The sequence below is a fragment of the Albidovulum litorale genome, assembly GCF_025751495.1.
Lineage (GTDB): Bacteria > Pseudomonadota > Alphaproteobacteria > Rhodobacterales > Rhodobacteraceae > Albidovulum > Albidovulum litorale.
In genome coordinates, this window is sequence record NZ_JAOWKZ010000004.1 from 128,534 (window position 1) to 151,265 (window position 22,732).

General features: G+C 58.0%; 18 protein-coding genes. 8 read left to right on the forward strand and 10 right to left on the reverse strand.

Going from position 1 to position 22,732, the window contains the following annotated elements:
• Window positions 1-2 precede the first annotated feature (2 nt).
• From OEZ71_RS15860 to OEZ71_RS15875, 4 genes are all read right to left on the reverse strand, one after another.
• Window positions 3-1,427, reverse strand: coding sequence for a hypothetical protein (locus OEZ71_RS15860; RefSeq protein ID WP_263741002.1), 1,425 nt, complete (start codon window positions 1,425-1,427; stop codon window positions 3-5).
• Between the two features lie 27 nt (window positions 1,428-1,454).
• Window positions 1,455-2,090 carry a polysaccharide biosynthesis/export family protein gene (locus OEZ71_RS15865; RefSeq protein ID WP_263741003.1) on the reverse strand — a complete coding sequence of 212 codons (636 nt, stop codon included), beginning with the start codon at window positions 2,088-2,090 and terminating at the stop codon, window positions 1,455-1,457.
• Between the two features lie 136 nt (window positions 2,091-2,226).
• A complete protein-coding gene (locus OEZ71_RS15870; RefSeq protein ID WP_263741004.1) occupies window positions 2,227-4,677 on the reverse strand; it encodes a tetratricopeptide repeat protein in 2,451 nt (816 codons plus the stop codon).
• Between the two features lie 59 nt (window positions 4,678-4,736).
• On the reverse strand, window positions 4,737-5,387 hold the full coding sequence (locus OEZ71_RS15875) for a sugar transferase (RefSeq protein ID WP_263741419.1): 651 nt from the start codon (window positions 5,385-5,387) through the stop codon (window positions 4,737-4,739).
• Window positions 5,388-5,889: 502 nt separating this feature from the next.
• Here OEZ71_RS15875 and OEZ71_RS15880 point away from each other — a divergent pair.
• The 3 genes from OEZ71_RS15880 to OEZ71_RS15890 are packed head-to-tail and all read left to right on the forward strand — an operon-like array spanning window position 5,890 to window position 9,155.
• Entirely contained in the window at window positions 5,890-6,774 is an 885-nt protein-coding gene (locus OEZ71_RS15880) for an ExeA family protein (protein WP_263741005.1), read from the forward strand.
• Complete coding sequence (locus OEZ71_RS15885) at window positions 6,771-8,303, forward strand: GumC family protein (protein ID WP_263741006.1); 1,533 nt, start codon at window positions 6,771-6,773, stop codon at window positions 8,301-8,303. Before OEZ71_RS15880 ends, OEZ71_RS15885 begins: the two co-directional genes overlap by 4 nt.
• Window positions 8,304-8,333: 30 nt before the next feature.
• Complete coding sequence (locus tag OEZ71_RS15890; RefSeq protein WP_263741007.1) at window positions 8,334-9,155, forward strand: tyrosine-protein kinase family protein; 822 nt, start codon at window positions 8,334-8,336, stop codon at window positions 9,153-9,155.
• A 92-nt stretch (window positions 9,156-9,247) separates the two neighbouring features.
• On the opposite strand, the gene OEZ71_RS15895 is transcribed toward OEZ71_RS15890, so the two are convergent.
• Window positions 9,248-9,868 (reverse strand): VPLPA-CTERM sorting domain-containing protein, encoded by a 621-nt coding sequence (locus tag OEZ71_RS15895; RefSeq protein ID WP_263741008.1) that lies wholly within the window; start codon window positions 9,866-9,868, stop codon window positions 9,248-9,250.
• Between the two features lie 401 nt (window positions 9,869-10,269).
• Here OEZ71_RS15895 and OEZ71_RS15900 point away from each other — a divergent pair, with 401 nt between their 5' ends.
• A complete protein-coding gene (locus OEZ71_RS15900) occupies window positions 10,270-11,163 on the forward strand; it encodes a glycosyltransferase family 2 protein (RefSeq protein WP_412175642.1) in 894 nt (297 codons plus the stop codon).
• A gap of 53 nt (window positions 11,164-11,216) precedes the next feature.
• Here the strand turns inward: OEZ71_RS15900 and OEZ71_RS15905 are convergent, their stop codons facing one another.
• The gene (locus OEZ71_RS15905) at window positions 11,217-13,154 is read right to left on the reverse strand and encodes a right-handed parallel beta-helix repeat-containing protein (RefSeq protein ID WP_263741009.1); all 1,938 of its coding nucleotides are present in this window, start codon (window positions 13,152-13,154) and stop codon (window positions 11,217-11,219) included.
• Window positions 13,155-13,545: 391 nt separating this feature from the next.
• Here OEZ71_RS15905 and OEZ71_RS15910 point away from each other — a divergent pair, with 391 nt between their 5' ends.
• Window positions 13,546-13,806, forward strand: coding sequence for a spike base protein, RCAP_Rcc01079 family (locus OEZ71_RS15910; protein ID WP_263741010.1), 261 nt, complete (start codon window positions 13,546-13,548; stop codon window positions 13,804-13,806).
• A gap of 103 nt (window positions 13,807-13,909) precedes the next feature.
• On the opposite strand, the gene OEZ71_RS15915 is transcribed toward OEZ71_RS15910, so the two are convergent.
• The 3 genes from OEZ71_RS15915 to OEZ71_RS20250 form a co-directional block, all read right to left on the reverse strand.
• Window positions 13,910-16,150 carry a LamG-like jellyroll fold domain-containing protein gene (locus OEZ71_RS15915; RefSeq protein ID WP_263741011.1) on the reverse strand — a complete coding sequence of 747 codons (2,241 nt, stop codon included), beginning with the start codon at window positions 16,148-16,150 and terminating at the stop codon, window positions 13,910-13,912.
• A gap of 225 nt (window positions 16,151-16,375) precedes the next feature.
• Window positions 16,376-17,044, reverse strand: a complete 669-nt coding sequence (locus tag OEZ71_RS15920) for an SGNH/GDSL hydrolase family protein (protein ID WP_263741012.1) — start codon at window positions 17,042-17,044, stop codon at window positions 16,376-16,378.
• A gap of 39 nt (window positions 17,045-17,083) precedes the next feature.
• The gene (locus OEZ71_RS20250; RefSeq protein ID WP_318527853.1) at window positions 17,084-17,668 is read right to left on the reverse strand and encodes an acyltransferase; all 585 of its coding nucleotides are present in this window, start codon (window positions 17,666-17,668) and stop codon (window positions 17,084-17,086) included.
• A gap of 159 nt (window positions 17,669-17,827) precedes the next feature.
• On the opposite strand from OEZ71_RS20250, the gene OEZ71_RS15930 reads away from it, so the two are divergent.
• The 3 genes from OEZ71_RS15930 to OEZ71_RS15940 all read left to right on the forward strand — a co-directional run bounded on the left by OEZ71_RS15930 (window position 17,828) and on the right by OEZ71_RS15940 (window position 21,778).
• Entirely contained in the window at window positions 17,828-18,823 is a 996-nt protein-coding gene (locus OEZ71_RS15930; RefSeq protein WP_263741013.1) for a glycosyltransferase family 2 protein, read from the forward strand.
• A 121-nt stretch (window positions 18,824-18,944) separates the two neighbouring features.
• Window positions 18,945-20,426 (forward strand): O-antigen ligase family protein, encoded by a 1,482-nt coding sequence (locus OEZ71_RS15935; RefSeq protein ID WP_263741014.1) that lies wholly within the window; start codon window positions 18,945-18,947, stop codon window positions 20,424-20,426.
• A 233-nt stretch (window positions 20,427-20,659) separates the two neighbouring features.
• On the forward strand, window positions 20,660-21,778 hold the full coding sequence (locus OEZ71_RS15940) for a glycosyltransferase family 4 protein (protein WP_263741015.1): 1,119 nt from the start codon (window positions 20,660-20,662) through the stop codon (window positions 21,776-21,778).
• Between the two features lie 15 nt (window positions 21,779-21,793).
• Here the strand turns inward: OEZ71_RS15940 and trhO are convergent, their stop codons facing one another.
• On the reverse strand, window positions 21,794-22,711 hold the full coding sequence (gene trhO / locus OEZ71_RS15945) for an oxygen-dependent tRNA uridine(34) hydroxylase TrhO (protein WP_263741016.1): 918 nt from the start codon (window positions 22,709-22,711) through the stop codon (window positions 21,794-21,796).
• Window positions 22,712-22,732 lie beyond the last annotated feature (21 nt).

Here is a 22,732-nt window from a genome sequence, read left to right on the forward strand (position 1 = left end):
AGTCACGGCCGGAAACTGAAGTTCCTGTCGAGGCTCAGGAACACCGAATTGGACGTCGCATCTGCGACGTTGTCTTCGGTCTTGCGACGCCAAGTGACACCGCCAGTCATGTTCCAATCCTGCGTCAATGCCCGCGAATAGGCTGCACTCAATGTCGCACGGGTTCGGGTGGGGGTGCCGCTTAGGGCATCGGCGCTTTCGGTACGACCATAATTCATCGAAAAATTAAGGCTGGAGATCGCATCGATCTGGTAGCCATAGCCGACCGTGAGACGCGTATCGAGGATCTCTTCGTTAATGTTGTTGGTTGATACGTCCCGGTTGAGAGCAACGGTGATATTGCTCGATTTCAAAGTGTGGCCGTATGACACCGCCGCATTATAATTGGTGTTGCCTTGCGGTGTTCGGGTCAAGCCAAGTGAGGCCGACAGGCTCCCGTTTGGAAGCTGAAGATCGCGTCCGAAGCGCAATGAGGTGCGTGTTCCGTTCTGGTTCAGTTTGGAATCAAGTGAGGCGAAGATCGATCCGCGCGGAAGAGTTTTTGACAGTTTCAAAGAACCGTTTGTGCCGCTGCGGGTGCTGCTTCCGCCGGTTGTGTCGGTATCGACTTCGGTCCATCCGATGCGCGCGTCAAGAACAAGGACGGGATTGATGTCTTGAGACAAACCAACTGAATAGCTGACTGTTCGGCGTTCGGTTTGAACCGTGTCGTCTGCTTCATACTCCGAAAGGGCGACATCGAAATCGAGGGTTGTGACGGGAGACAGCTTGGCTGTTACGGCCGCGTTGATCCGGTCCGTCCTGGTGTCGAAAAGGCGCGGATTGGCAATGACGAGATTCGAGTAGTCCTGCTCAGCACGCGACAAGCCTATGCTGAATCCCAAAGGCGCGTTCAAGCCGGTCTCGTATCTGATCGCCGCGTTCCGGGTCGTCCTTGTCCCGCCGTCGGTATCAAGTTCGGGCGCGCCGGGATTGATCAGGCTGTTGATGGCGTTGAACGCTTCCTCTTCCTGCGCGACCTCAAATGGATCCAGGAATTCGCGATCAACGCTCCGGTAGTTGCCGGACACCGTGAGCCGGCTGTTAGAATTTTCGATCCGGTATCTCAGGCGCAGATTGGGATCCTCAAATCCCGATATCGTTCGTCCGGGTATGTCGGCATAGCGGAATATGCCCGATCCGTTAAGCCGGAACTGCTGTGTTCCCGTGTCGCTACTGATACCGAATGTCAGCGTATTGTCGAATACTGTCGACGTACCGGCCGAACCCGGGCGCAACTGGAAGTTATCGTCTACTGTCAGTCGTGAATTGACGCCGATATCCACCTCAAAACCACCGGCAGCGCCCCCTTGCTGAGAGAGCGCCGCGATTGGAAGAATGGTAGTCAGCGCCGCGATTGCCGCGATCTTGTTTCTGCTCGTGCCCACCGTCTCTGCCTTCTTATCGTTCGAACGTCATTCGAATAGCCGTCGTTCCGGGATTACGATCACATCGCCTTCTCGAAGGACGATTACCGGCGACTTCGCCCCAGCCTGAACGGCTTTGTAGTTGTAGCGATAGACCGTCTCAGTTCCGGTTTTACGATCAGCTCGGCGCAACTGGATACGCTTTGTTGCCGCGAATTTTGTCATGCCGCCGCTTTCCGCCAGAAACTGCAACAAGGTTGTGCCTGTCTCGACATCCATCCGACCAGGCGCATTGACTTCGCCAACTGCATAAACCGCGATCGTACCGTAGGGTCGCACCTGCGATGCAGCTGCTTGCGCAGCTGCGTTGTTCACCGCGCTGGTGACGGGATTCAATTGACCGACAGTCAGGAACACCGTCGGAGGAGCAGCGAAGTTCGGCTCCAGGGCTGCTGCAATTGCACCTCGCATGCTGTCGAGGCTACGTCCGGACGCCTTGACGGTTCCGACAAGCGGAAGGCTGACCGTTCCATCCGGCAGGACGAGAAGGCTTCGGTTCAGGCTCGGGTCTTCAAGAACTTCCATCTGAAGTACGTCACCGGTCTGAATACGGTATCCGCTCTGCGCGAACGCAGCCGGAACCATTAGAACGGCCAAGACAAAGCCGAGCAGCATTCTGAACATGTCGACACCCAATAATTCCCGATTCCATGCCAGCTTAAGACTGATGGGTTGTGAATCAAACTGTTAACTTGTGAATCGGGGGCACGCCGCCCTTTGAGTTGCTCAAAAAGTGCCTCTAGGGCAACAATGCTCTCTGTTAATTGCCCACTGTTATGCCGTTGGCTTCAAGCCTCTTGATCTCCTCCCTCGCTTTGGCGGCAACGGGGTTCTTCTGATCCGGACCAATTAGGTCCACAGCGCGGCGGAACCGCCGAAGGGCATCGGATGCGCGACCCGTCGCTTCATAAACAACCGCCAAATGGTACTGAACAGTCGGGTCGTCGGGCAGGGCAGCAGCGGCCTTTTCTAGATCCCGCAGCGCTTCGTCATGATTGCCTCGGAGGTGGGCGATCCAGCCATAAGTGTCTTGATATGCAGGAACAGTACTATCACGCAGACGGCGGGCGATTACCTCGGCCCGCTGGATGTTGTCGGGGTCGGAATAGTGGTTCGACAATAGGCTGGCGAGGTTATTGGCGATGACCGGATTGGCGCTATTATCCTTGTACATCTCTTCATAGATCGCGATGGCCTCAGGGATATTCCCCTGTCTTTCCAGAAGCCCCGCTTTCGCCCACTTCAGGTCGCTGGAATCCGGTGCGATTTCAAGAGCTTCGCCAATCAAATCGGACGCTTCGGTAACACGCGTGTCATCTGCAGCGACGATGCGAATGAGGGCCAGCCAGGCCGGCATGAGCTGCTTATCCGCATCGAGCAGATCGCGCAGGATTGCTTCGGCCCCCTCGGAATCCCCAGTCAAGGTGCGTACTGAAGCATCGATAAACCGCAGGTTCCGGTTCTCCGGATCGCTTTCCAGAAGCTTGGCGGAATAGGCGCGTGCCTTGGCGTTGTCGCCATTGTCGAGATGGGCCCGCAGGATCGCCACCCGCGCGGGCAGCCCGCCGGTTCCGTCCTCCACCAGTTTTTCCAGATATGCGACCGCCTTGTCCGTATTATCCTGGCCGGCGAGTATAGACGTTTGAATGTTCTGCGCTGCCAAATGAGCCTCGCGCGGTTCAAGCGACATCAGCGCGTTTACGACAGCGGTCGCGCGCGGCCAGTCCTGAACACGCAGGTAGACCTCGCCCAAGGCAATGAGCAGGTTGGTATTGCCCGGCGACAGGCGCAAAGCGTCGATCAGAACGCTCTCGGCCGGAAGCAGTTTGCCTTCGTTGGCCAGAAATTGCGCGTATCGCAGCGATTCGTCTGGCCCACGGTTGGCCACCTCAACGGCCCGGGAAAGGCTTTCACGCACCAGTTCCCGGTTCCCATCGCGTTCATAGGCCTGCGCCATCAGCGTGAGGACGGCCGCATCGCGCGGGTTCTCGTCGACGGCCTTGCGGAGAATCGCGATCGCCTCCCCGACCGCATCGTCAAGGATCAACCACCCGGCCTTGAGCTTCAGCGCTTCGATATCACCGGCGTCTTCGGTCAGAACATCTTCGACCAGCGCGCGCGCGCCTACCGGGTTGCCGGTGATGAGCAGCATCTTCGCCAGACCGATCTTGGTGCGTCGTGTTTCGACGGAGGGGGATGCGTTCACGAGCAATTCCTGCATATTCGCAATTGCTTCGTCCCGGCGTCCGAGATCGAAGATGAACGCCGCATGCGTCGCGCGATATGCGGGGGCCGCATTGTCGCCCGCGATGATCTTTTCAAGCTCTTCGACTGCCGCCTCTTGTCCACGCTGTTCTGCAAGGAACTGGACGAGGTTCAGGACACGCTCCTGATCGGGGTCGGCAGGATCGATACGGCTGCGCAAGAATTCTTCGGCTTGGTCCAGCTCATTGCGTGAGGAAAACCAGCGCACGAGCGTGGTCGCCATTTCAGGCGCGTCCGGGAAACGTTCGACGAGGCCGCGCAACTCAGCTTCCACCCCGGCATCGTCGCCAACCGCCGCCAGTGCCTGCAGGCGCTGTGCCCTGAGCGGCCGGTCATCCGGCGCGACTTCAAGGGCGAGGTCGATTTCCTCCAAAGCATCGTGATAATCCTGTGCCCGCATCAGGTCATCGATGACGACCCGCCGCAAAAGCAGGTTGTCCGGTATCGTTTTGCGCAGATCCCGGGCTTCGGCCGCCGCCTTGATCAATATCGTGATGTTGTTGTCGACAATTGCACGCCCGTAATCTGCCGCAATCCGGATTGCCGTCAACTCAACGTCGCCGGGCACCTTTTCCAGCGCTTTCCCGGAGAAACGCGCTGCCGTTTCCCAGTCATTGCCTTCGGCCGCGATTTCGGCGAGGGCGCGGGCTGCGTCCATATCCTCGGGGTGCTGTTCGATGAGCCGAAGGTACTGCGCAAACGCCTGGCGCAGATTTCCACGGTTGCGTTCGACCTCGGCATAGGTGCGACGCGCTTCTGCATGATTGCCGTTTAGGTCAAAAACATTGCGGAACTCGACCAGCGCGCGGTCGACATCGCCGGCCTGAAGATAGGCAAGGCCCGATTGGTAGTGCTTTTCCGCGCGTTCTTCGGAGGAATCGCAGGCCGCCAGGACCGTAAGTCCGGCAGTCAGGGTTAGAACGGCAATTGCCTTGGAAAGACCCATTCGGAGACCTTGTTGCATGATTTCATGGCATGACGTCACAAACGCGTGAAACGGTCAAATCAATAACCCGTTCCCCTTATTACCACGCGGACGGTCGCAAGAAGCAGTTTGATATCGGTCATGAGTGAAAGTTCCTGATAGTATGCCGTGTCAAATGCCACGCGCTGGGAAAACTCGCTTTCATTGCGAACGGATACCTGCCACGGCCCGGTGATGCCGGGCCGGAGAGAATAATATGCCGTTCCGGAATAAAGCGACCGCTGGCTGGGCATCATCGGGCGTGGCCCGACTAGAGACATATCGCCGACCAGCACATTCCAGAGCTGGGGCAATTCATCCATTGAGGTCTTGCGCAGCAACCTGCCAATCCGGGTGATGCGGGGGTCCGATTTGAGCTTTTGAGTGGAGTTCCATTCAAGCCGGGCCTCGGCATTTTTTGACAGGTACTCCTCCAGCATTCGATCGGCATCCGGAACCATCGTGCGAAGTTTCAGCATCCGGAAGGTTCGTCCGCCGCGTCCGACACGTTCGTTCCAGTAGAAGGGTGAAGAACCGTCTAGGGCTACGGCCACGGACAGTATGAACACCACGGGCAGCACGACCATGCCGGATAGAAGCACCGCGAGAACGTCGAGGGCGCGCTTAAAAACGTTGCGGTACAGACCAGATTGCCGTCGAATATTCACAGAGCCCGCCGATGCGCTCGACATCCCGATTTGATCAGAAAGGTCATTAATCTGAAGCGTCATGTGTGCGATCACACCGAATAGGCACCAATGCGCGGCCGTATACAACCGCCCGAACGTTTACTACCACGATTCCTGCCCCCCTAGGTAAGGGCGCATAAGTCTTAGCATCTTTGAATCGGGCACGGAATCAACAATTAGGAAACCAGGGCAGATTCGCGGCGCGGGGCCACCAGATTGGGCTTTAGCCCGGGTGTTGCGTATCGTGGCTGGCGGAACCGTTTCCGTACCGTGTACAGTGTGGGTTAGTATTATGATTGTGCGCTGCGATGGCGGGGTTGACGCAGATCTGGAAGACATCGAATCAAACTGCGTATACTGGGTGAAGTCAGGTCTGGATGAGTCAGCGCCATTAAGTCGCCGAACTTGTATGATCCCTGCTTTCTGGTCTACCCGTCGGCGGTGGACACCGTGGCCGGATCTGCCCATGGTTCGAGCACACGGTATTGAGTGAGTTGGATTGCGGATGAACAAGGTCGTGGAGACCGATACGAACGACAGCGTTGGCTTTTACATGGAATTCTATGGGTTCCGGGAACGCCCGTTCACGCTTGTTCCGGATCCGGACTTCCTGTTCTGGTCGGCTCAGCATCGTCGTGCCTATTCCGTGCTCGAATTCGGAATTCTGAGCCGTGCGCCCATCACGCTCGTTACAGGCGGTGTCGGCTGCGGCAAGACGACGCTGTTGCGTGAACTCCTGCGCCAGTTCGGATCGCGAGTGACCGTCGGCCTGATCTCGAACGCTCAGGGCGGTCGGGGCGAATTGATCCAGTGGGTACTGAACTCGCTTGGCGTTCCGTTCGACGCTGGGGCAGGTTATGTGCCGTTGTTCCAGAAGCTTCAGGATTATCTGATCGAGGAATACGCCGCTGGCCGGCGTGTCGTTCTGATCTTTGATGAAGCCCAGAACCTCTCCGCCGAAAGCCTTGAAGAACTCCGGATGCTGACCAATATCAATTCGGGAAAAGACGAAGTGATCCAACTGGTTCTGGTCGGTCAACCCGAGTTGCGGGACATGGTGTTGCACCCGTCCCTGCGGCAGCTTGCCCAGAGAATTGCGGCGAGCTTTCACCTCTTGCCGCTCGACGAGCAATCGGTGATCGAACTTATTTCATACCGGCTAAAGGCAGCCGGTGGCAGCGGCGAGGAGATAACGCCCCAAGCTGCGCGGATGATATACAAGGTGACCCATGGCGTGCCCCGTCTGGTCAACCAGCTTTGCGACATGGCATTGCTCTATGGGTGGAGCATGGACAACCCTCATGTCGACGGTTCGGTGGTACAATCGGTAATCGACGACGGTGTGTTCTTTGCGGCGCAGATCGCGGCGGAGGAAGAGAAGCATAAATGAATCTGGATCTGTCATTCTATTTCGCGGTCTTCCTGAGGCGGCTGCATTATTTCATCATCATTTTCGCACTCGTCTCGGCGGCTTCGATCGCCGCCGCTTTTCTGCTGCCTGCGGTCTATTCAGCCAATTCCATCCTTTTGGTCGAGGCGTCATCGATTCCGGGTGCGCTCTCTGCGCCAACGGTGCAGGCGCAGGCTTTGGAAAAGCTGCAGACAATCGAAAAATACCTCATGACCCGGACCAATCTCTTGAGGATCGCACAGGATCTTAAAGTGTTCCCGGATATGGATAAAATGTCGCCCGACGATATCGTTCAGTCGATGCGCAGCTCTACCCAGATCAACAAGAACGCCGGCCGTGGCCAAGCAACAATTATGGGCATCGCCTTCGAGGCCGAAACCGCCGAAGCTGCTGCGGGTGTCGTCAATGAATATGTCACGCTTATCCTTCAGGCTGATCTTGAGCTGCGAACCGGCAATGCCGAGGATACGGTCGAATTTTTTCGGCAGGAAGTTGCCAGACTGTCAGGGGAACTGGACATTCAGAGCGCAAAAATCCTCGATTTCCAGAACAAGAATTCTGATGCGTTGCCAAACACGCTGAACTATCGGCTCAATCAGCAGCAGATCCTGCAAACGCGCCTTGCGAACGCCGAGCGTAACATTGCTTCCCTGAAGGATCAGAAGGCGCGGATGGTCGCGATCTTCGAGTCGACCGGTCAGATCAGCGGGGCCTCTGCCAACCAGACGCCCGAGCAGCGGCAACTCGACCAGCTCCGAACCCAGTTGAATGGCATGTTGGCGGTCTTTACCGAAACCAACCCCAAGGTCGTTTTGATCAAGCAGCAGATCGCCCAGCTTGAAGAAGTCGTTAAATCGCAACTGCCGTCCGACCCGTCCGGCAATCCAGCCGCGACGCTGCTGGATGTCCAACTTGCCGATCTGGATACGCAGATCGAGATTCTGGAAGAAGAGCGGGTCAATTTGATCGCTGAGTTGGAATCGCTCAAAGGCTCAATCGATCGGACACCGGCGAACCAAATTGCGTTGGATGCGTTGCAACGCGACTACAGCAACATACAGCAGCAATACAACTCGGCTGTAGGCAAACTGGCTGCGGCTTCCGCGGGCGAACAAATCGAGGTCAGATCAAAGGGTGAGCGTATTTCTGTGGTTGAACCCGCCACCGTGCCCGCAAAACCCTCGCGCCCAAATCGAGTAATGATCGCGGGCGGTGGTGTCGCGGCTGGTGCGTTTCTCGGTGCTGCCTTTATTGTATTGATCGAGGTTTTGAACCGTGCGGTCAGGCGGCCCACTGATCTGGTCCGGACGTTTGGCATCATGCCGATCGCGACAATTCCTTATATGCGCACGCCAGGTGAAACGATGATGCGGCGGACCGCATTTGCCGCAATCCTGCTTGTCGCGGTCGTGGGCATCCCGGCCATGGTCTATGCGGTGCACGTTTACTATGCACCGCTCGATAGCATCGTCGGGAAGCTTGCCGCAAAGATCGGCGTTCGGTTGTGATCTGTTTTAAGGGCGAGGATTACGCGTAGTATGGAAAAACTCGAAGCTGCACTGGCCAAAGCCCGAGAGATGCGCAAGAGTACCCTCGGTACGCCCAGGGTCGACCGTGAACCGGTTTCGCCGAAGGTTATGGCGGCGGGTGACTGGTTGAGTTTGCCGGAATTCAAGCTGACGCCGGCGCGTCTGCAACGAAACAGGATCACCGCAATTTTAGGGGGCAAGGACGCAACCCCCTATGACATGCTCCGTTCGCGTACGATCCGTCTGATGCGCGAGAAGGAATGGAGCCGTCTCGCCGTGACGTCGCCCGGGCCTGCCTGCGGCAAAACAACCGTAGCCCTCAATCTTGCACTCAGCCTGTCCCGGCAAAAAGACCTTCGTGTCATGCTATTTGACCTCGATCTGCGGAGGCCAGCACTGCACAAGGTGGCCGGCCTGACGCCTAAGCATTCGTTCCACGAGGTTCTGGATGGCAGGATTGCCTTCGAAGACCAGGCCGTGCGGATTGGAGAGAACCTGATTCTGGCAATGAACGCGACAGCGTGCCGGAATCCCTCTGAGCTGTTGCAGGCGAGCGGGACGGGCGAGGTATTGGATGAGATCGAGCGGCGGTGGCAGCCGGACGTGATGCTGTTTGACATGTCTCCGATGCTTGCCAGCGACGACAATGTCGGGTTCCTTGGGAACGTGGACTGCGCCCTTCTGATCGTGGCGGCAGAACGGACTACCCTTCCAAACATCGATGTCTGCGAGAAGGAACTCGCACAGTTAACGAATGTTCTGGGTATCGTACTCAACAAGTGTCGCTATGCCGACAAACTCGTCGGATACAGCTACGATTCCTACTCATAGTCCCGGGAGCGTTAACAAGCGCTATCGGATTAAAACGAAAAGGCCGGGCATTGCCCGGCCTGTCCAACTCCACCGAAGCGAGTGAAGCGAATTCAGGCTGCCTTGCGCCGACGCCGAACCGCAGCCAGCCCACCGAGACCGCCAAGAAGCATGAACCCTGCGGCCGGTAGCGGAATCGGCGCCACAAAGCTGATACCCGCCAGTGCGCCGTCGGCAAAGCCGAGGTTGTCGTTGCTGCTGAGGACGGTGAAGAAGATTTCTGTCACTGCGATCGCAGCGAAAGACGCGCCGACGAAACCCGCTGCGCCGGAACCGGCAATATCACTCGCGTAGAGCGAAATGATCGGATGACCGCCGTTGATGGAGGCAATGCCAATTTCCTGAGACGAACCGTCTCTCGCTTGGAAAAGATCCAGGAAATAGATCGCATCGACCAACACTGGCGCGCTGAACGTCACACGGATCCACTCGAAGTTGTTGGTGCTCACAGTTGTGATTTCGTCATCACGCATTCCGACGCCGTAACCGTCGGTTTCGAAAGACAAGCCCGTCCCGGAAGGCGTAGAATTTCCGTCAAACGATTGCGAGTTATTCAGATAACCGCTGGCATCCATAGTCCAGGTGACCGTTCCGTTAAGAATAGAACCGGACGTGCCTGTGCTGGCATCCGTAAAGTCAATAACATTCGCGCTCGCTGTGGAAGCGCCGGCCATAAAGACCAATCCTGCAAGAGCGCTAAAGCACCAATTCATTTCGAATTTCCTTCCACCCATGTGTCGCCGGTCAGCGGCACGTGATATCCCACGTATTTTGTACCACATTCTGAACGATTTGTAACACCGAAATGCCATAATTGAGCTTCTTTTCGGAATACAGGGAGTGTCTTCAGCTTTAGGTTGAGTAAACTTTCGAATCAGAAACTTAGCCTAAGAATTTGTGCCCACTGTTTCCGATTTGGGAACGGCGCGTTTCGCCGGACGGGAAACAGTTCTCCGATGCTGCGGAAATCGTTTCTGCGGAACGGACGGTGAAGCCTTTGTCGGCTGTCTCGCGAACGGCCTCTGCTTGGCGAAAGGCTCGGTGGGCTGGACAAAACTGCATCACTACGCGAATCGTGGCGTATCGGAACGGAAAGGTCACACGCCTGAAATTCGCGGTCATCATTCCACACTACAACGACATGACGCGCCTCAGGCGGTGTCTGGGTGCTCTCATGCTCGACGCAACCAGCGGTGTTGATGTGGTCGTCGTCGATAACGGCACTCCAGAACCGCTCGACAACATAAAAGCAGACTTTCCGTTCGTGCGTTTTGTCACCGAGGATACGAAGGGTGCCGCCTCTGCACGCAATCGCGGTGTTCGCGAAACAGACGCTGAAGCGTTCGCCTTTCTGGATGCCGATTGTATTCCCGCACCCGGTTGGCTTGCCGCCGCTGAGTCAGCTGCCGACAAATCAGACATTGTCGGCGGAGGAATCGACGTCTTCGACGAAACTCCACCGCCGCGTACCGGGGCACAGGCCTTTGAGACAGTGTTCGCCTTCAACTATCGGTATTACGCTGAAAAGAAGGGTTTTTCCGTTACCGCCAATCTGGTCACCTCTCGACGCGTCTTCGAGGCAGTGGGGCCATTCATCGACGGCGTGTCTGAAGATGAGGAATGGTGTTGGAGAGCGCGTCGGAAAGGATTCCAGCTGGCTTTGGATGAGGACATGCGCGTTTCACACCCGACACGCTCGGACTGGGCCGCGTTGGAACGCAAATGGCGTCGTCTGACGCGCGAAATGTTTGAACTGCACCTCACGCGAAACGGTCTTGGTGCCAGATTTATATGGGGGCTAAGGGCGCTGGCGATGCCAGCTAGTGCGCTTGCCCACCTTCCACGCCTGGTCTTCAGTTCCAAACTCGCCTCACCCGGTGAAAGGCTCCGCGGCGCGATGACGCTCATCCGACTACGAATGAAGAGGGCGGTATGGATGCTGAGACAGGCATTCGGCGGAACGATCTGAATTCATCCTCCGCCCGGCTGCGTCCGGGCGGAGTATGAATTCGGGTGCGCGCTTCAGAAGTTTTCGTAGGCACCCGCGTCGGGAGCTTTGCCTTTCGGGCGCGCCGTTCCGACGATATCATCTGCCGGGGCATAACTGGAGAGACCGGCATCGACGCCTAGGGCCGTCGATTTGAGTGTGAAATCCTGCGTAGCAAAGGATACGAATTCGTTGGTCGCATTGCTCACGACCACATTGTTTGTACCCAGGATGTTACGGCTGGGATCCGACGAAACGTGATAGTTGGTTGCAAGGTTGTTGGCGATGGTCACATTGCTAGGGGGAGTACCGTTTTTGTGATTCGAGATTTTGATCCATGGGCGGTTACCGGCGATGCCGTCGGGATGGACGACCGTGTTGTTGGCAATCACTGAGTTCACGGCTCCTGCAACGGTAAGGCCATGGTAGTTGGACACGGCGATAACATTGTTGCGGATGACCGTGCCATCATACATCCCATCAAACATACCGATGCCTTGCAATTTGCACCTGATCGGGCTCGTTGCCGCGGACACCCACTCGAAGATCTTGTTGTCCTCAATCGTCAGGTTCTTGATCGTGCCTGTTCCTGGGCCGTTTGCACCAATCGAAAAAGCCTGGAAGCCATCCGAGTGGTTGCCGTCGATCTTGACACAGTTCTGGACCTTGTTGCGTCGCACGATGGAGTTGTCGCCGTTCGACCGCATCCCATCGCCCGCGAATCCGTCGACTATATTTTGCTCCATCAGTGAATTCGACGCACCAGCGAAGATCCCGTGGTAGATGCCTGTCACGCGGTTGCGCGCAATCGTGACACGATCACCCGCAATCAGCATACCGTTGCGTTTGTTGTTGTCCCAATCGGTCGCGGTCCATTGCAGATAATTACCGGCCGATGACACTGATCGGATATCGAGGTCCATAAAGGCGAGGTCTGAAGAGTCGGAATAACTTCTGATCATCGCACCCGTTCCGGCATTCGACGATGTTGCCCAGACCTTGAGCCCCTGAATGACGAAATTTCTTGAATCGCGGATCATGATCGAACTGACATGGGCGACTTCTCCCGGTGCGGGTGCGATCACGACCGGGCTGGTAAACTTCTGTCCGGTGATCGACAGGCGACCGTGATAGCCGGCCATCAGGAAAATCCGGTCACCCGCCTGCAACTGGCCGGACGAGAAAACATCCGAAACCGACGCCCAAGTCTGAGATGGCGTAGTTGTTCCACCGCTTGTTGTGCCGCTCGTGGTCGTCGTCGGTCCGCCCGAAGTGGTTGTGGTTCCTCCTGTCGTTGTGGTCGTGCCGGAAGTTGTTGTAGTGCCACCGGTGGTCGTCGAACCAGTTGTAGTCGTCGAATCGCTGGTTGTGGTCGAACCACCTTCGGTGTCCGCGGAGGTTCCCGCCGTCGTCGTTCCTTCAGATGCGCCGCCTGTCGAAGTCGTGCCTGACGATGACGTCCCCTCAGATCCGCCTTCGGTTGTGGTGCTGCCAGAAGAGGTGGTTTCACTCGACCCGGAACCGCCTGACGTCCCCCCGTCGGATACCTCACTGCCGCCCGTGTCCGCAGTGTCGGTCTGGGTCGAACCGCTCGTTTTCCCTTTGCCTCTCGATCCCTTAATATCCTTGGGGGCGCTGACCCACTTGGCACCTTTGGTGATCGTCGCACCATCGGTTGAAGCAGTCGAAAGGAACTTGCTCTCGGTTGCGTCGCTACCACCGGCAGTGTCGTCTGCAGAGGTTTCATCCGACTGCTTTTCAGTCTCGAATCCACCAATAAAAGTTCCCGGCGCAACTTCCTCTTCTTCGGAAGGTGCAGTGGTTTCGAGCGATTGAAGCGTGACAACTGAAAGCGCCGTGCCGGTTACGGGTCCGGCTGCCAGTGGCCGGACGTAAAAGTCGGCCGAATATGCGGCGGAACTCCACAATGCTGCTGTCACCCCCATGATGACCGGCGAGCAAAAACGTTTCATCTTTCTGTCCCTTCGTTGCGCGAGAGGCGCGCGCCAGCGTGAGTGTATCCCCAGCACGAACAATGCGTCGCAACGTGGCAAAGATTGGGCGCAAATGTAGTCTCGATGTGACCGCAATCGCGAATTCGGCGCTTATTGTGCACTATACGTTAAGTAAACGGGCGTATTTCCGCCGATTTGACCGCATTCGCGGTGGTTCATCTGGAAACAGTCGGCCCGAACGCCCGTTTGCCGCGTTCTTAACCAAGGCAGGATTAGACCGTGTATGGGTCCAGCTTTGCGGCGGTCCCGTTCGAAGAAGCTTACGCAACATGCCCGGCGCGGGTCTCGACACTCTGTGTAGGACAGAGGCCATGATGGTTCTTAAGCAGCGGGCGACAGGATGAAAGATATGGACAAGTTCTCAGACTATCCCACAAGTCTCACCGCCCCTGCGCGGGATGGTGCGACGGTGACACCCGACGACGTGAACGACCTGACGATTCTGCCGCGCGCTCTTTACGTGGGTCAGGCCGGAAATCTCTCCGTCCGGCTTGCAGGAGGGCAGGCAGTGCTGTTCCAGAATGTTCCGGCCGGGACCCTGCTGCCGGTGCGTGCAAGCGGGATCAATGCGGTGGGCACCACGGCCGCAGGGATCGTGGCGCTTTGGTAGGCTGATGCTATCGTCCGGTTTGCACCGGGCGCAGGTCCGAAGCATAAAAACGGCGCGCTTGCCATAATGGCCGCGCGCCGTTTTCAGTTCTTATGATCCCCTTTCAGGTGGCGTTTGCGCCCAGTTTCCAACTGTCCGCGTTGGCCGAACTTGCCGGGCCGGTGATCGATTTGTACGGCGTTCCGGCGGGGGCCAACCCGTTGGGTATCGTGCTGAACCAGGTCCTGAGATACTCGATCTGGCCCACGAATTGCGGGGCCCCAGAATTCCGCGCCAGATAGCTCAACGACCGGTTACTTTGGAACAGTCCATTACCGCTCGCTGTAAACGGCACGGTCGCCACCAGTTGTCCGTCGATCGCCACCCGAAAGGCTTTCTCCACCTGATTGGCCGAACAGACGATGTCATACCAGACACCAGATGAAAGAGCCGTCGGGACCGTCACGGCATTCAGGGTCCTCAGGCCGGTACCATCCTCAACCGTAACCCTCAGCGCCCCGGTATTCATCAATTCGACATCGAACCCGGTACTCGACTGCGCGAAGAGGATGGCGGTCGAACCGGGCAGGGCGTCAAAGCGAATTCGCGCCGCATGAGTGATCGCACTCGTTCCGGCGGGAACGTTGGCGGGATCGAGAAAGTAGGGACCCGTGGCAGAAGTCAGGAAGCTCGGCGCACCGACGGGAAGCGTGTTCGCCAGAACACCGGGATCGGCAAGCGGACGCACGGGTATGCCGTTCAGACCTGTGCCCCCGATGTTGACGATTGGCAGGTTCTTCCAGGTCTCGGCGATATAATCGTCCGGATAGGCGATCATGCCGCTGGCGCCGCCTTCGCCGTATTGGATCGAATCGACATAGGTGAAGGGCCCGCTATTAGGCATGATACGGACCTTCCCATTGATGATCTGGGTTGTCGCTGCAGGCGTTCCGTTGATCTGGAAGCCCATGACTTCGGTCCAGTGCGGTTGTGTTGTCCCGAGGGCAGGCTCATTCCGTGCCCGGCGCGTCGTGGTGATAGGGCCTGCAGAGGACCAGACCTCTACCCAGGCCCCCGAAGGGTCCCAGAGACATTGATCAAACTCCGGAACCGGCCAGTTGGTCAGACCTGCCGACTGAAGGATTGCCAGCGCCGTCAGCCGTGCCCATGCCTGCAAGCCGTCAGCCGTATCGCCCGACGGGTGGGAGAAGTCAGCCCATCCGCCCGCACCGTCGCTAAAGCCGTTCACGTAGTTAGTAGGCTCCAGTCCTAAAGGCAGGAACATCGTCGCATCTGGCAGGGCCAGCATGGCCCGCCAGCTGACCCGTGCGGCTTGCTTGTTGACAAGGTTGAATTGCAGCCCACCGCCTAAGTAATGCGTTGCGTCCTGCAGGTCGGCGTCGATGTCGAAACGGTGCGGACCATAGGGAACCCAGCGGGTATGGGAATAGTCGTAGAGCTCCCCGAACCAGTGATCGGCATGATAGCTGCCGCTTGCGCCATGGGTGATGGTCGCCGGAAAGGTGACGGGCGAACCATCCATCCGCCTGCCCGAAAACAGCGGAAACAGGGCCTCTCCGTAGTCTGAGCCCAGGCTGCCAGGGGCCGCGAACCATGACATGGCGGCCAGCCCGACCTTCTGCCCGTCGGCCGTCGCAAAGTCATGCAAGGCCCGGTCGTTTGCCCATTCGCGGCCCGGGTCGGAATCGTTGACAAGCCCGCGCGGGTCCGAACTGGGAACCGTGTGGAAGATCACAGCGAATTTTTCGCCCGGCCGCGCTTCGATGAGCGTTGCGGCCATGGCGGCCGCGCCTGCGGTCAGGGGCTGGGAATCGGTGATGAAATGGCGCACGGGCCCGTCCGAAGCGCCATGGAATATCTGGACCGCGTCGGGGTCCGAAACGGCGGGCGGCATGGTGTTGTCGTGAAACGCGGACAAGATACGGTCCGGTTCCGACTGCCCCCAGATTGCGATGACATGACCGACGCCAAACCGCATGGCGCCCTGCGCTGTCACGCCCGGCTGTGCCTTCAATCTGACCTCTGGCCGGTACCAGGTGTTCGCGCGCGGCACCGCCAGCAGGCCGCTCCAGTGACCGGCCCCGTCGACAGCTGACATGTCGGTCCAGGCCGTTGTTTCTGCACCGCCGTCGTCAAGTGATATTGCCCGCGCCTCGACTGTTTGGCCCGGCGTGCCGGTGCCCGAAAGCGGTACATCCGCGACCGCGAGGCCAATACCCGCGCCGCTGTCGAAGATCGTGCGGTCCCGGCTGAAGGCGGCCAGCGTGACGTTGACCGGTTGGGGGGCTGGTCCGGATGTGCCAGGTCGGCTGCCACGAAAAGAGAGCGAGGAAAGTGATATCATTCTGAGTTCCCGTCTTGCGGGACGGCGCACCGGCCGGACAGAGAGGTCCCGGATATCGATGGCGCTCGTCCGGTTGGTCGTCACCGACCGGGAACGCTCCGCCCCTGTACCCGGCGGATCGCCAGGTCCGGTGGCGACGCATCGCCGCGCTGGATAACATTTAGGATACGGGCGTTGCGTGACCGGTTGTCGTGGCGTTCGCCACAGCAGGGATTGGTTATTTGTTCAGATCCGGCAAGACAGGCCCAAAGAACCTGCGACCATCCGTGCAAGCGGCCGACTGTATAACTCAGCCTCAACCTTGGGGTCGGGATGAAGCCCGTCGGGAAGGCTCTGGCTGGTAAGATAGCGGCCAGTCCACCTTGAGGTTCCGTCGAAGTAACTCACGCTTTCCTCGTCGGCCAGGTCAGCGAGCGCGGTGTAATAGGTTTCCAACTGGGGGCGCTTCAGTTTTTGGATACCGCGAACCGGGTTGGTGGCGAGAAGTATGATCGAGATGCCGGGATTCGCCTTGCGCAGCCACGAGATCATATGGCGGTGATTCGTCAGGCTCTCAGAAAGGGCAATGCCGTCCAGAAGGTCTGCGTCATTAATTGCGTATTCGATCAGCACAACGTCGAAACCATTAACTCGGGCTGCGGTGATCGCCTGCAATCCTTGCGACGAGTTCGCTCCGGTCAGACCCGTTACAGTTGCCGAGACACCGTTAGGGCTACAGTCGGTCAATCGGTCGCCAAGCTGAGTGGTCCAGAGGGCGCGACGGGTCAGGCTGGTTCCGTGCGCGCCGATCCGGATAGACCTAGTCTCATGCGCAGGAAAGCCGACAACTATGATCCGGTCATTGCGCTCGACGGACTTTGCCGGTTCGAACTGCATAGCCGCGGCGCTGGCCACGAGCAGGCACGCAGCGAGAGCGAACCGGATTGCCAATGATTAGGCGAGCCCGCGTTCGGCAAGCGCGCTTTCGGTCGCGTCGGCCGCAGCGAAGCGCCCGTAATGCCCGACGTCAATCCCGGTCCGGATGACGCGGGCCGGATTTCCTGCAACCACCGATCCGGCAGGCACCGACTTGGTGACCACCGAACCGGCCCCGATGACGCAATTGTCGCCGATTTCGATCCCGGGCAGGATCAGGCTGCGTCCGCCGATGAAACAGTTGGAGCCAATCCTGGTGTGAAGATAGAGACCACGTGTCCTGTCGTGGGTCAGAATACGGGCCTCGAATGCGACATAGGAATGCGGCCCGACATGTACGCCGATTGGGAACGTCCGATCGAATTTGGTCGAAAGCGAAAACTGTGCAGTGGGGTGGATGTCCATTCCCCAGACCCTGCGCAGGATCATACGTTTCAGATTGACCAGCAGGTTTCTTACGCCCGAAAGCCGGTTCAGGCCGCGGCGACGGGCTTTGAATTGGGGATTGGTCGCACTGGTGAGGACAGTGTCGCGAGACGGGCGACAAAACGAAGTCGTGGGTGCGAATGTTGCCGGAACGGCGGTTGCGGGGTCGAGAAGCATGGGATTCTCCTCTTTGGGAAGGTGCCGGGGGCGGGCCAGCTAAGTCCTGTTTAGAAAACGTCAATAAAGTTAACGAAATGCAAATGCGGTTGGTGAGGGGTCTAGCGGCTGCCGAAACAGAATCGCATCGCGTGCCCATTCGGTGTAAGGGGTGGTCAAATGTTTGACCTTGCTCAGAAGTTGCACATCCGGGGCGTGATGCAGGACGAAATGACGAGTGCGAAAAGTGACCTGACTGTGATTGTCGTCAGCTACAATACATGTGCGCTGACGCTCGCCGCCCTGCGCACCCTTTTCGCGCAAACGCAGGACACGCCGTTCAAGGTTGTCGTATTCGACAATGCCTCTTCTGATGGTTCAGCTGATGCCATCGCGGAAGACTTTCCCGAGGTCGAGCTTATCCGAAGCGAAGAGAATGTCGGCTTCGCGCGCGCGAACAATATCGTGGCAGCCGCCGCCGAAACCGAATGGCTTTTGCTCCTAAACCCCGATACCGAGGTTCACGATCGGGCCATCGACAAGCTCATGGCCTTCGCCCGAGCCCATCCGGATGCCGGGATCTATGGCGGTCGCACGGTCTTTCCGGACGGTTCACTCAACATTGCCTCCTGCTGGATGCGGATGACACCATGGAGCGTCTTTTGCATGGCATTCGGGTTGACCGCGTTGGCGCCCAGATCCGAATTCTTCAATCCCGAGGCGATGGGCGGTTGGCAGCGGGATACGGTGCGCGAGGTCGACATCGTCGTCGGGTGCCTATTCCTGATCCGCCGTGAGCTCTGGAACCGGTTAGGCGGGTTCGATCTGCGGTACTTCATGTATGGCGAGGAAAGCGATCTGTGCCTGCGGGCGGCACGCATCGGTTGCCGGCCGGTGATCACACCGGACGCCGAAATCATGCACATCGTCGGCGCAGCATCAAAAACGCTGGGCAGAAAACTTGTCCTTCTCGCCAAGGCCCGTTCGACCCTGATCCGCGACCATTGGGCACCTGCCTGGGTGCCCTTTGGCATGGCAATGATGTGGTCATGGGCAGCGATCCGCGCCGCGGCGTTCCAATGCCTCGCGCTGGCAGGAGGGGAAAAGGTTCGGGCGAAGGCTGCGGCCTGGTCCGAAACCTGGCACGCGCGTCATGACTGGTTGAAAGGCTACTGATGTTCGCGAGTCCGTGATGAAATGGCGGGCAGGAATGGTATAGTGGCCGAAAGCCACGCAGAACCGCCGCACGCGCGATACGTCCGGCGAGTCTTGGGAGAGGTTCGACATCTACACCCGTGTGATCCATAGGCAGAGCGCTCAGTCTGACGGCGCGATTGCCGTTCCGCCGGATGACGGGCGGGGCGCCATCGTCGTTTTCCTATTTGTCATTGCGCTGGTGATCCCGGTTGAATTCCGGGTCGGAACGTTGGCCCTTTCCCTTCCGCGTCTGATACTATTGATTACGATCATACCAACGACGATCGGCCTGTTCACTGGTCGGTTTGGCAGGATATATCTCGTCGATATTCTCTTCGCCCTTCACGGTTTCTGGGTTTTGCTGAGCATTGCCCTGAACAATCCGGTGCGCGTTGTCGAAGCCGCCGGTATCTATAATATCGAGTTTTTTGGCGCCTATGTGCTCGCGCGGGCCTGTATACGAACACCACAGGCATTCTACAGATTGATCCGTGCCGTACTCGTGTTCACGGTCCTTTCATTGCCGCTGGCAATCTTCGAATCCCTGACGGATGAGTCACTCGTGCTGAGCCTCATCGAAAAAATCCCGGGTGTAGACACGGTGAAACAGCTCTCCATGCCGCCGCGTTTGGGGCTTCACCGTTCGCAAGTCTCGTTCCAGCATCCAATACATTACGGTCTGTTCTGCACAGCAGTCCTGGCTTTGACATGGATTGGAATGAAGGGTGTCCTGACCAACACCCTGCGCTACCTTGCGGTCGCTGCCGTCGGCGCCGCTGTTTTTTTGTCCCTGTCGAGTGGTGCATTGCTGGCCGCACTCATGCAGGGTGGATTGATTGTCTGGAATTATGTGTTTCGTAGAGTGTCCCGGCGCTGGCTGTTGCTCGCCGGGATATTCGCGTTTGGTTATGTTTTAGTCGACCTTCTATCGAACAGGACACCGATCCGCGTTTTTATGAGTTACGCGACCTTCTCGGCCCATAACGCCTTTTGGCGTGGGATCATCTTTGAGTGGGGCCTGAAGAACGTCTGGGACAATCCAATTTTCGGGCTTGGATTGCGGAATTGGATCAGACCAAGTTTCATGCGTTCGGGCAGCATCGACAATTACTGGCTTGTTATGGCAGTAAAATTTGGCATTCCGGGCTTTGCAATGGTGGCCGGTGGGTATCTCGATGCGATGATCAGGGTCGGACGTCGAAAGCTCACGCCCGGATCATTCATTTCCAATCTGCGTCTCGGCTGGATGTTTATGTGCATCGGTTTGGCATTCGCATTGGCCACGGTTCACATCTGGGGCCCGCTGCATTCGTTCGTGTTTTTCCTAGTGGGATCCGGCATGTGGATAGTCAGCGCCACTGATGTGGCGGTCACCGACGGCGCGACGACTGCGAACACGATTACGCGAGACAACCTTACGTGGTCCAGATCTCATCCCGAGCGTGGTAGAGATCGGGATGAAGTGGGATTCGCGAGAAAAACTGAGCGCGAAAAGTTGGAAGACGAAACGCGTTTGGCGCGATATACGCGGTTTGCTGGTGCTCAATCCGAAATTGACAGGCGGCGAAAAGACGGTAACTGAGGCAACGGAGATCGGATGGCGGATATGGAGGCCGATCGGTATTCACCATCCGGTGTTCTTACGATAGACGTCCTTCCATATTACTATGCGCATCGCCGGAAATCTGAGCCAGCAACCGGATTGCGCAAAACGCAGTTATCCGTGGTGATACAGTGTATCGAGTTGATGATTTTGTGACGGGCGCGCGCCGGATGCATGTGGACCTATCCCAAGGACCGGCCATCAGGGCCTTGATGGAGATGCCCGGCAACCTTGTCGGTGTTGGGATGACCTGCCGGTCGCTGTTGCTGGGGGCAGCGAATGCCGGGACGCCGGTCGATCTCTTCACCTCTTATATCGACGGAGAGAAACCGGCCGGTCTGTACATCCATTCTGTTTTGCCGGACTTTCTGAAGATCTTGCCGTACAGCATTTCTCGCCACCTGACCTCATCGCGGTTGCGACGGAAGTTCCTGGAAGCAATCGGAGACGACGAGATTGCCTATCTCTGGCCATCGACCGCGCTGAGTGTTTATGAGGCTCTTGCCGCAAGGGGTGTCACTATCGTCTCCGAGATGGTCAATACCCGTATGGCTGTCGCCAAGCCTTTGTTGGATTCAGCATATGAAGGGCTTGGTCTTGAGCCCGCGCACGGCATCACCGCTGCCAGGATCGACGAACAGAACGCCCGGCACGGATTGTCTACGGCGATTATTGCACCTAGCCCGGCAGTCGAGAGTTCATTTGTAGACTCTGCCTATGCGCCGAGGATTGTCCCGACCAGTTATGGAACTTGGGTGCCCAAAGTCCTGAAGCCGCGGCCAGAGCGCTTCGGTGGCGCACCGGTGGTTTTTCTCTTTGTGGGTCGTCTTTGTGTCCGCAAGGGTGCGCATTTTCTGCTCGAGGCTTGGCGCAATGCGCCGAAAGGTGCGGTTCTGCGGATCGTGGGAGAGATTGAACCGGCGATGCGGAAGCTTTTCGCCGATGTGCTCGACGCGCCGAATGTGTCCTGTGCCGGTTTCATGCACAACGTCGCGCTGGAATATGAGAGGGCGGATGTCGCGGTGCTTCCGTCACTCGAAGAAGGCGATCCGATCGCAACCTATGAAGCTGCGGCGCATGGCGTTCCGATCATCGCTTCCACTGCCGGCGGCGGCCGTATCGCGTCAGAGACCGGGGCCATCAACATCGTCGATCACTTGGATGCTGAGTGCCTTCGCGACCGGATTTCAGAATTCGCCGCCTCCAGGGATCTGCGTCAGAACTGGGGCGCTGCCGCGCGCAATGCATCTCTTGCCTATGACTGGAACACGGTCGCGCCGAACAACATTCGGCGCCTCTACGATTTTCTGGATCAGCAAGCCGGCGACTGATGCGCCTGCAGGCGGCTAGTTTCTGCCGTGCCGGGCCCCGATGTGCAGGTCGCCCCGTTTTTCGGCCAGATCGACTTGACGTTGACGCTCGCGGAACCGTTCGCGCTGGGTATCGGAGTATTCATCGACACATGCCGGACAGCAAACCCCGTCCTCATAGTCGGGATGGGATAGGTCGGTGGGTGAGAGCGGTCTGCGGCAGGCATGGCAGAGACTATACTGACCTTGTCGAAGGCCGTGGCCGACACTGACACGTTGGTCGAAGACAAAGCATTCACCGTTCCACAGGCTCTGCGCGGCGGGCACATCTTCTAGGTATTTTAGGATGCCGCCCCTCAGGTGGTAGACCTCGCTGACGCCCTCGTTCAGAAGGAAGTTCGTCGACTTCTCGCAGCGAATGCCGCCGGTGCAAAACATTGCCACGCGCTTGTTGCCAAAGCGCTGGGCGTTTTCTCGCCACCACGCCGGAAACTCGCGAAAGCTCTTCGTGCCCGGATCAACGGCGCCGTCGAAGGTGCCGATGGCGACTTCATAATCATTGCGCGTGTCGATCACGACGACATCGTGGGCCGAAATCAGATCGTTCCACTCCGACGGTTCGACATAATGCCCGGTCCCCACCATGGGATCGACATCGGGTACGCCCATCGTCACGATCTCGCGCTTCAGACGCACCTTCATGCGTCCGAACGGCATCTCGGCCGCCGCGCTTTCCTTCCACTCGATCTCCGCACATCCCGGAAGCCCACGAATGTGGGAAAGAACAGTGTCTATTCCGGCCCGATCACCCGCAATCGTCCCGTTAATGCCCTCGCGCGCCAGCAACAGCGTGCCGCGCACTCCGTTGGCCTCACACGCAGCCAGCAATGGCCCACGCAAAGCGGTGGGGTCGGGGAAGACCGTGAACTTGTAGAGCGCGGCGACGGTAAACATGGCCGCGTGATACGGTGGCAC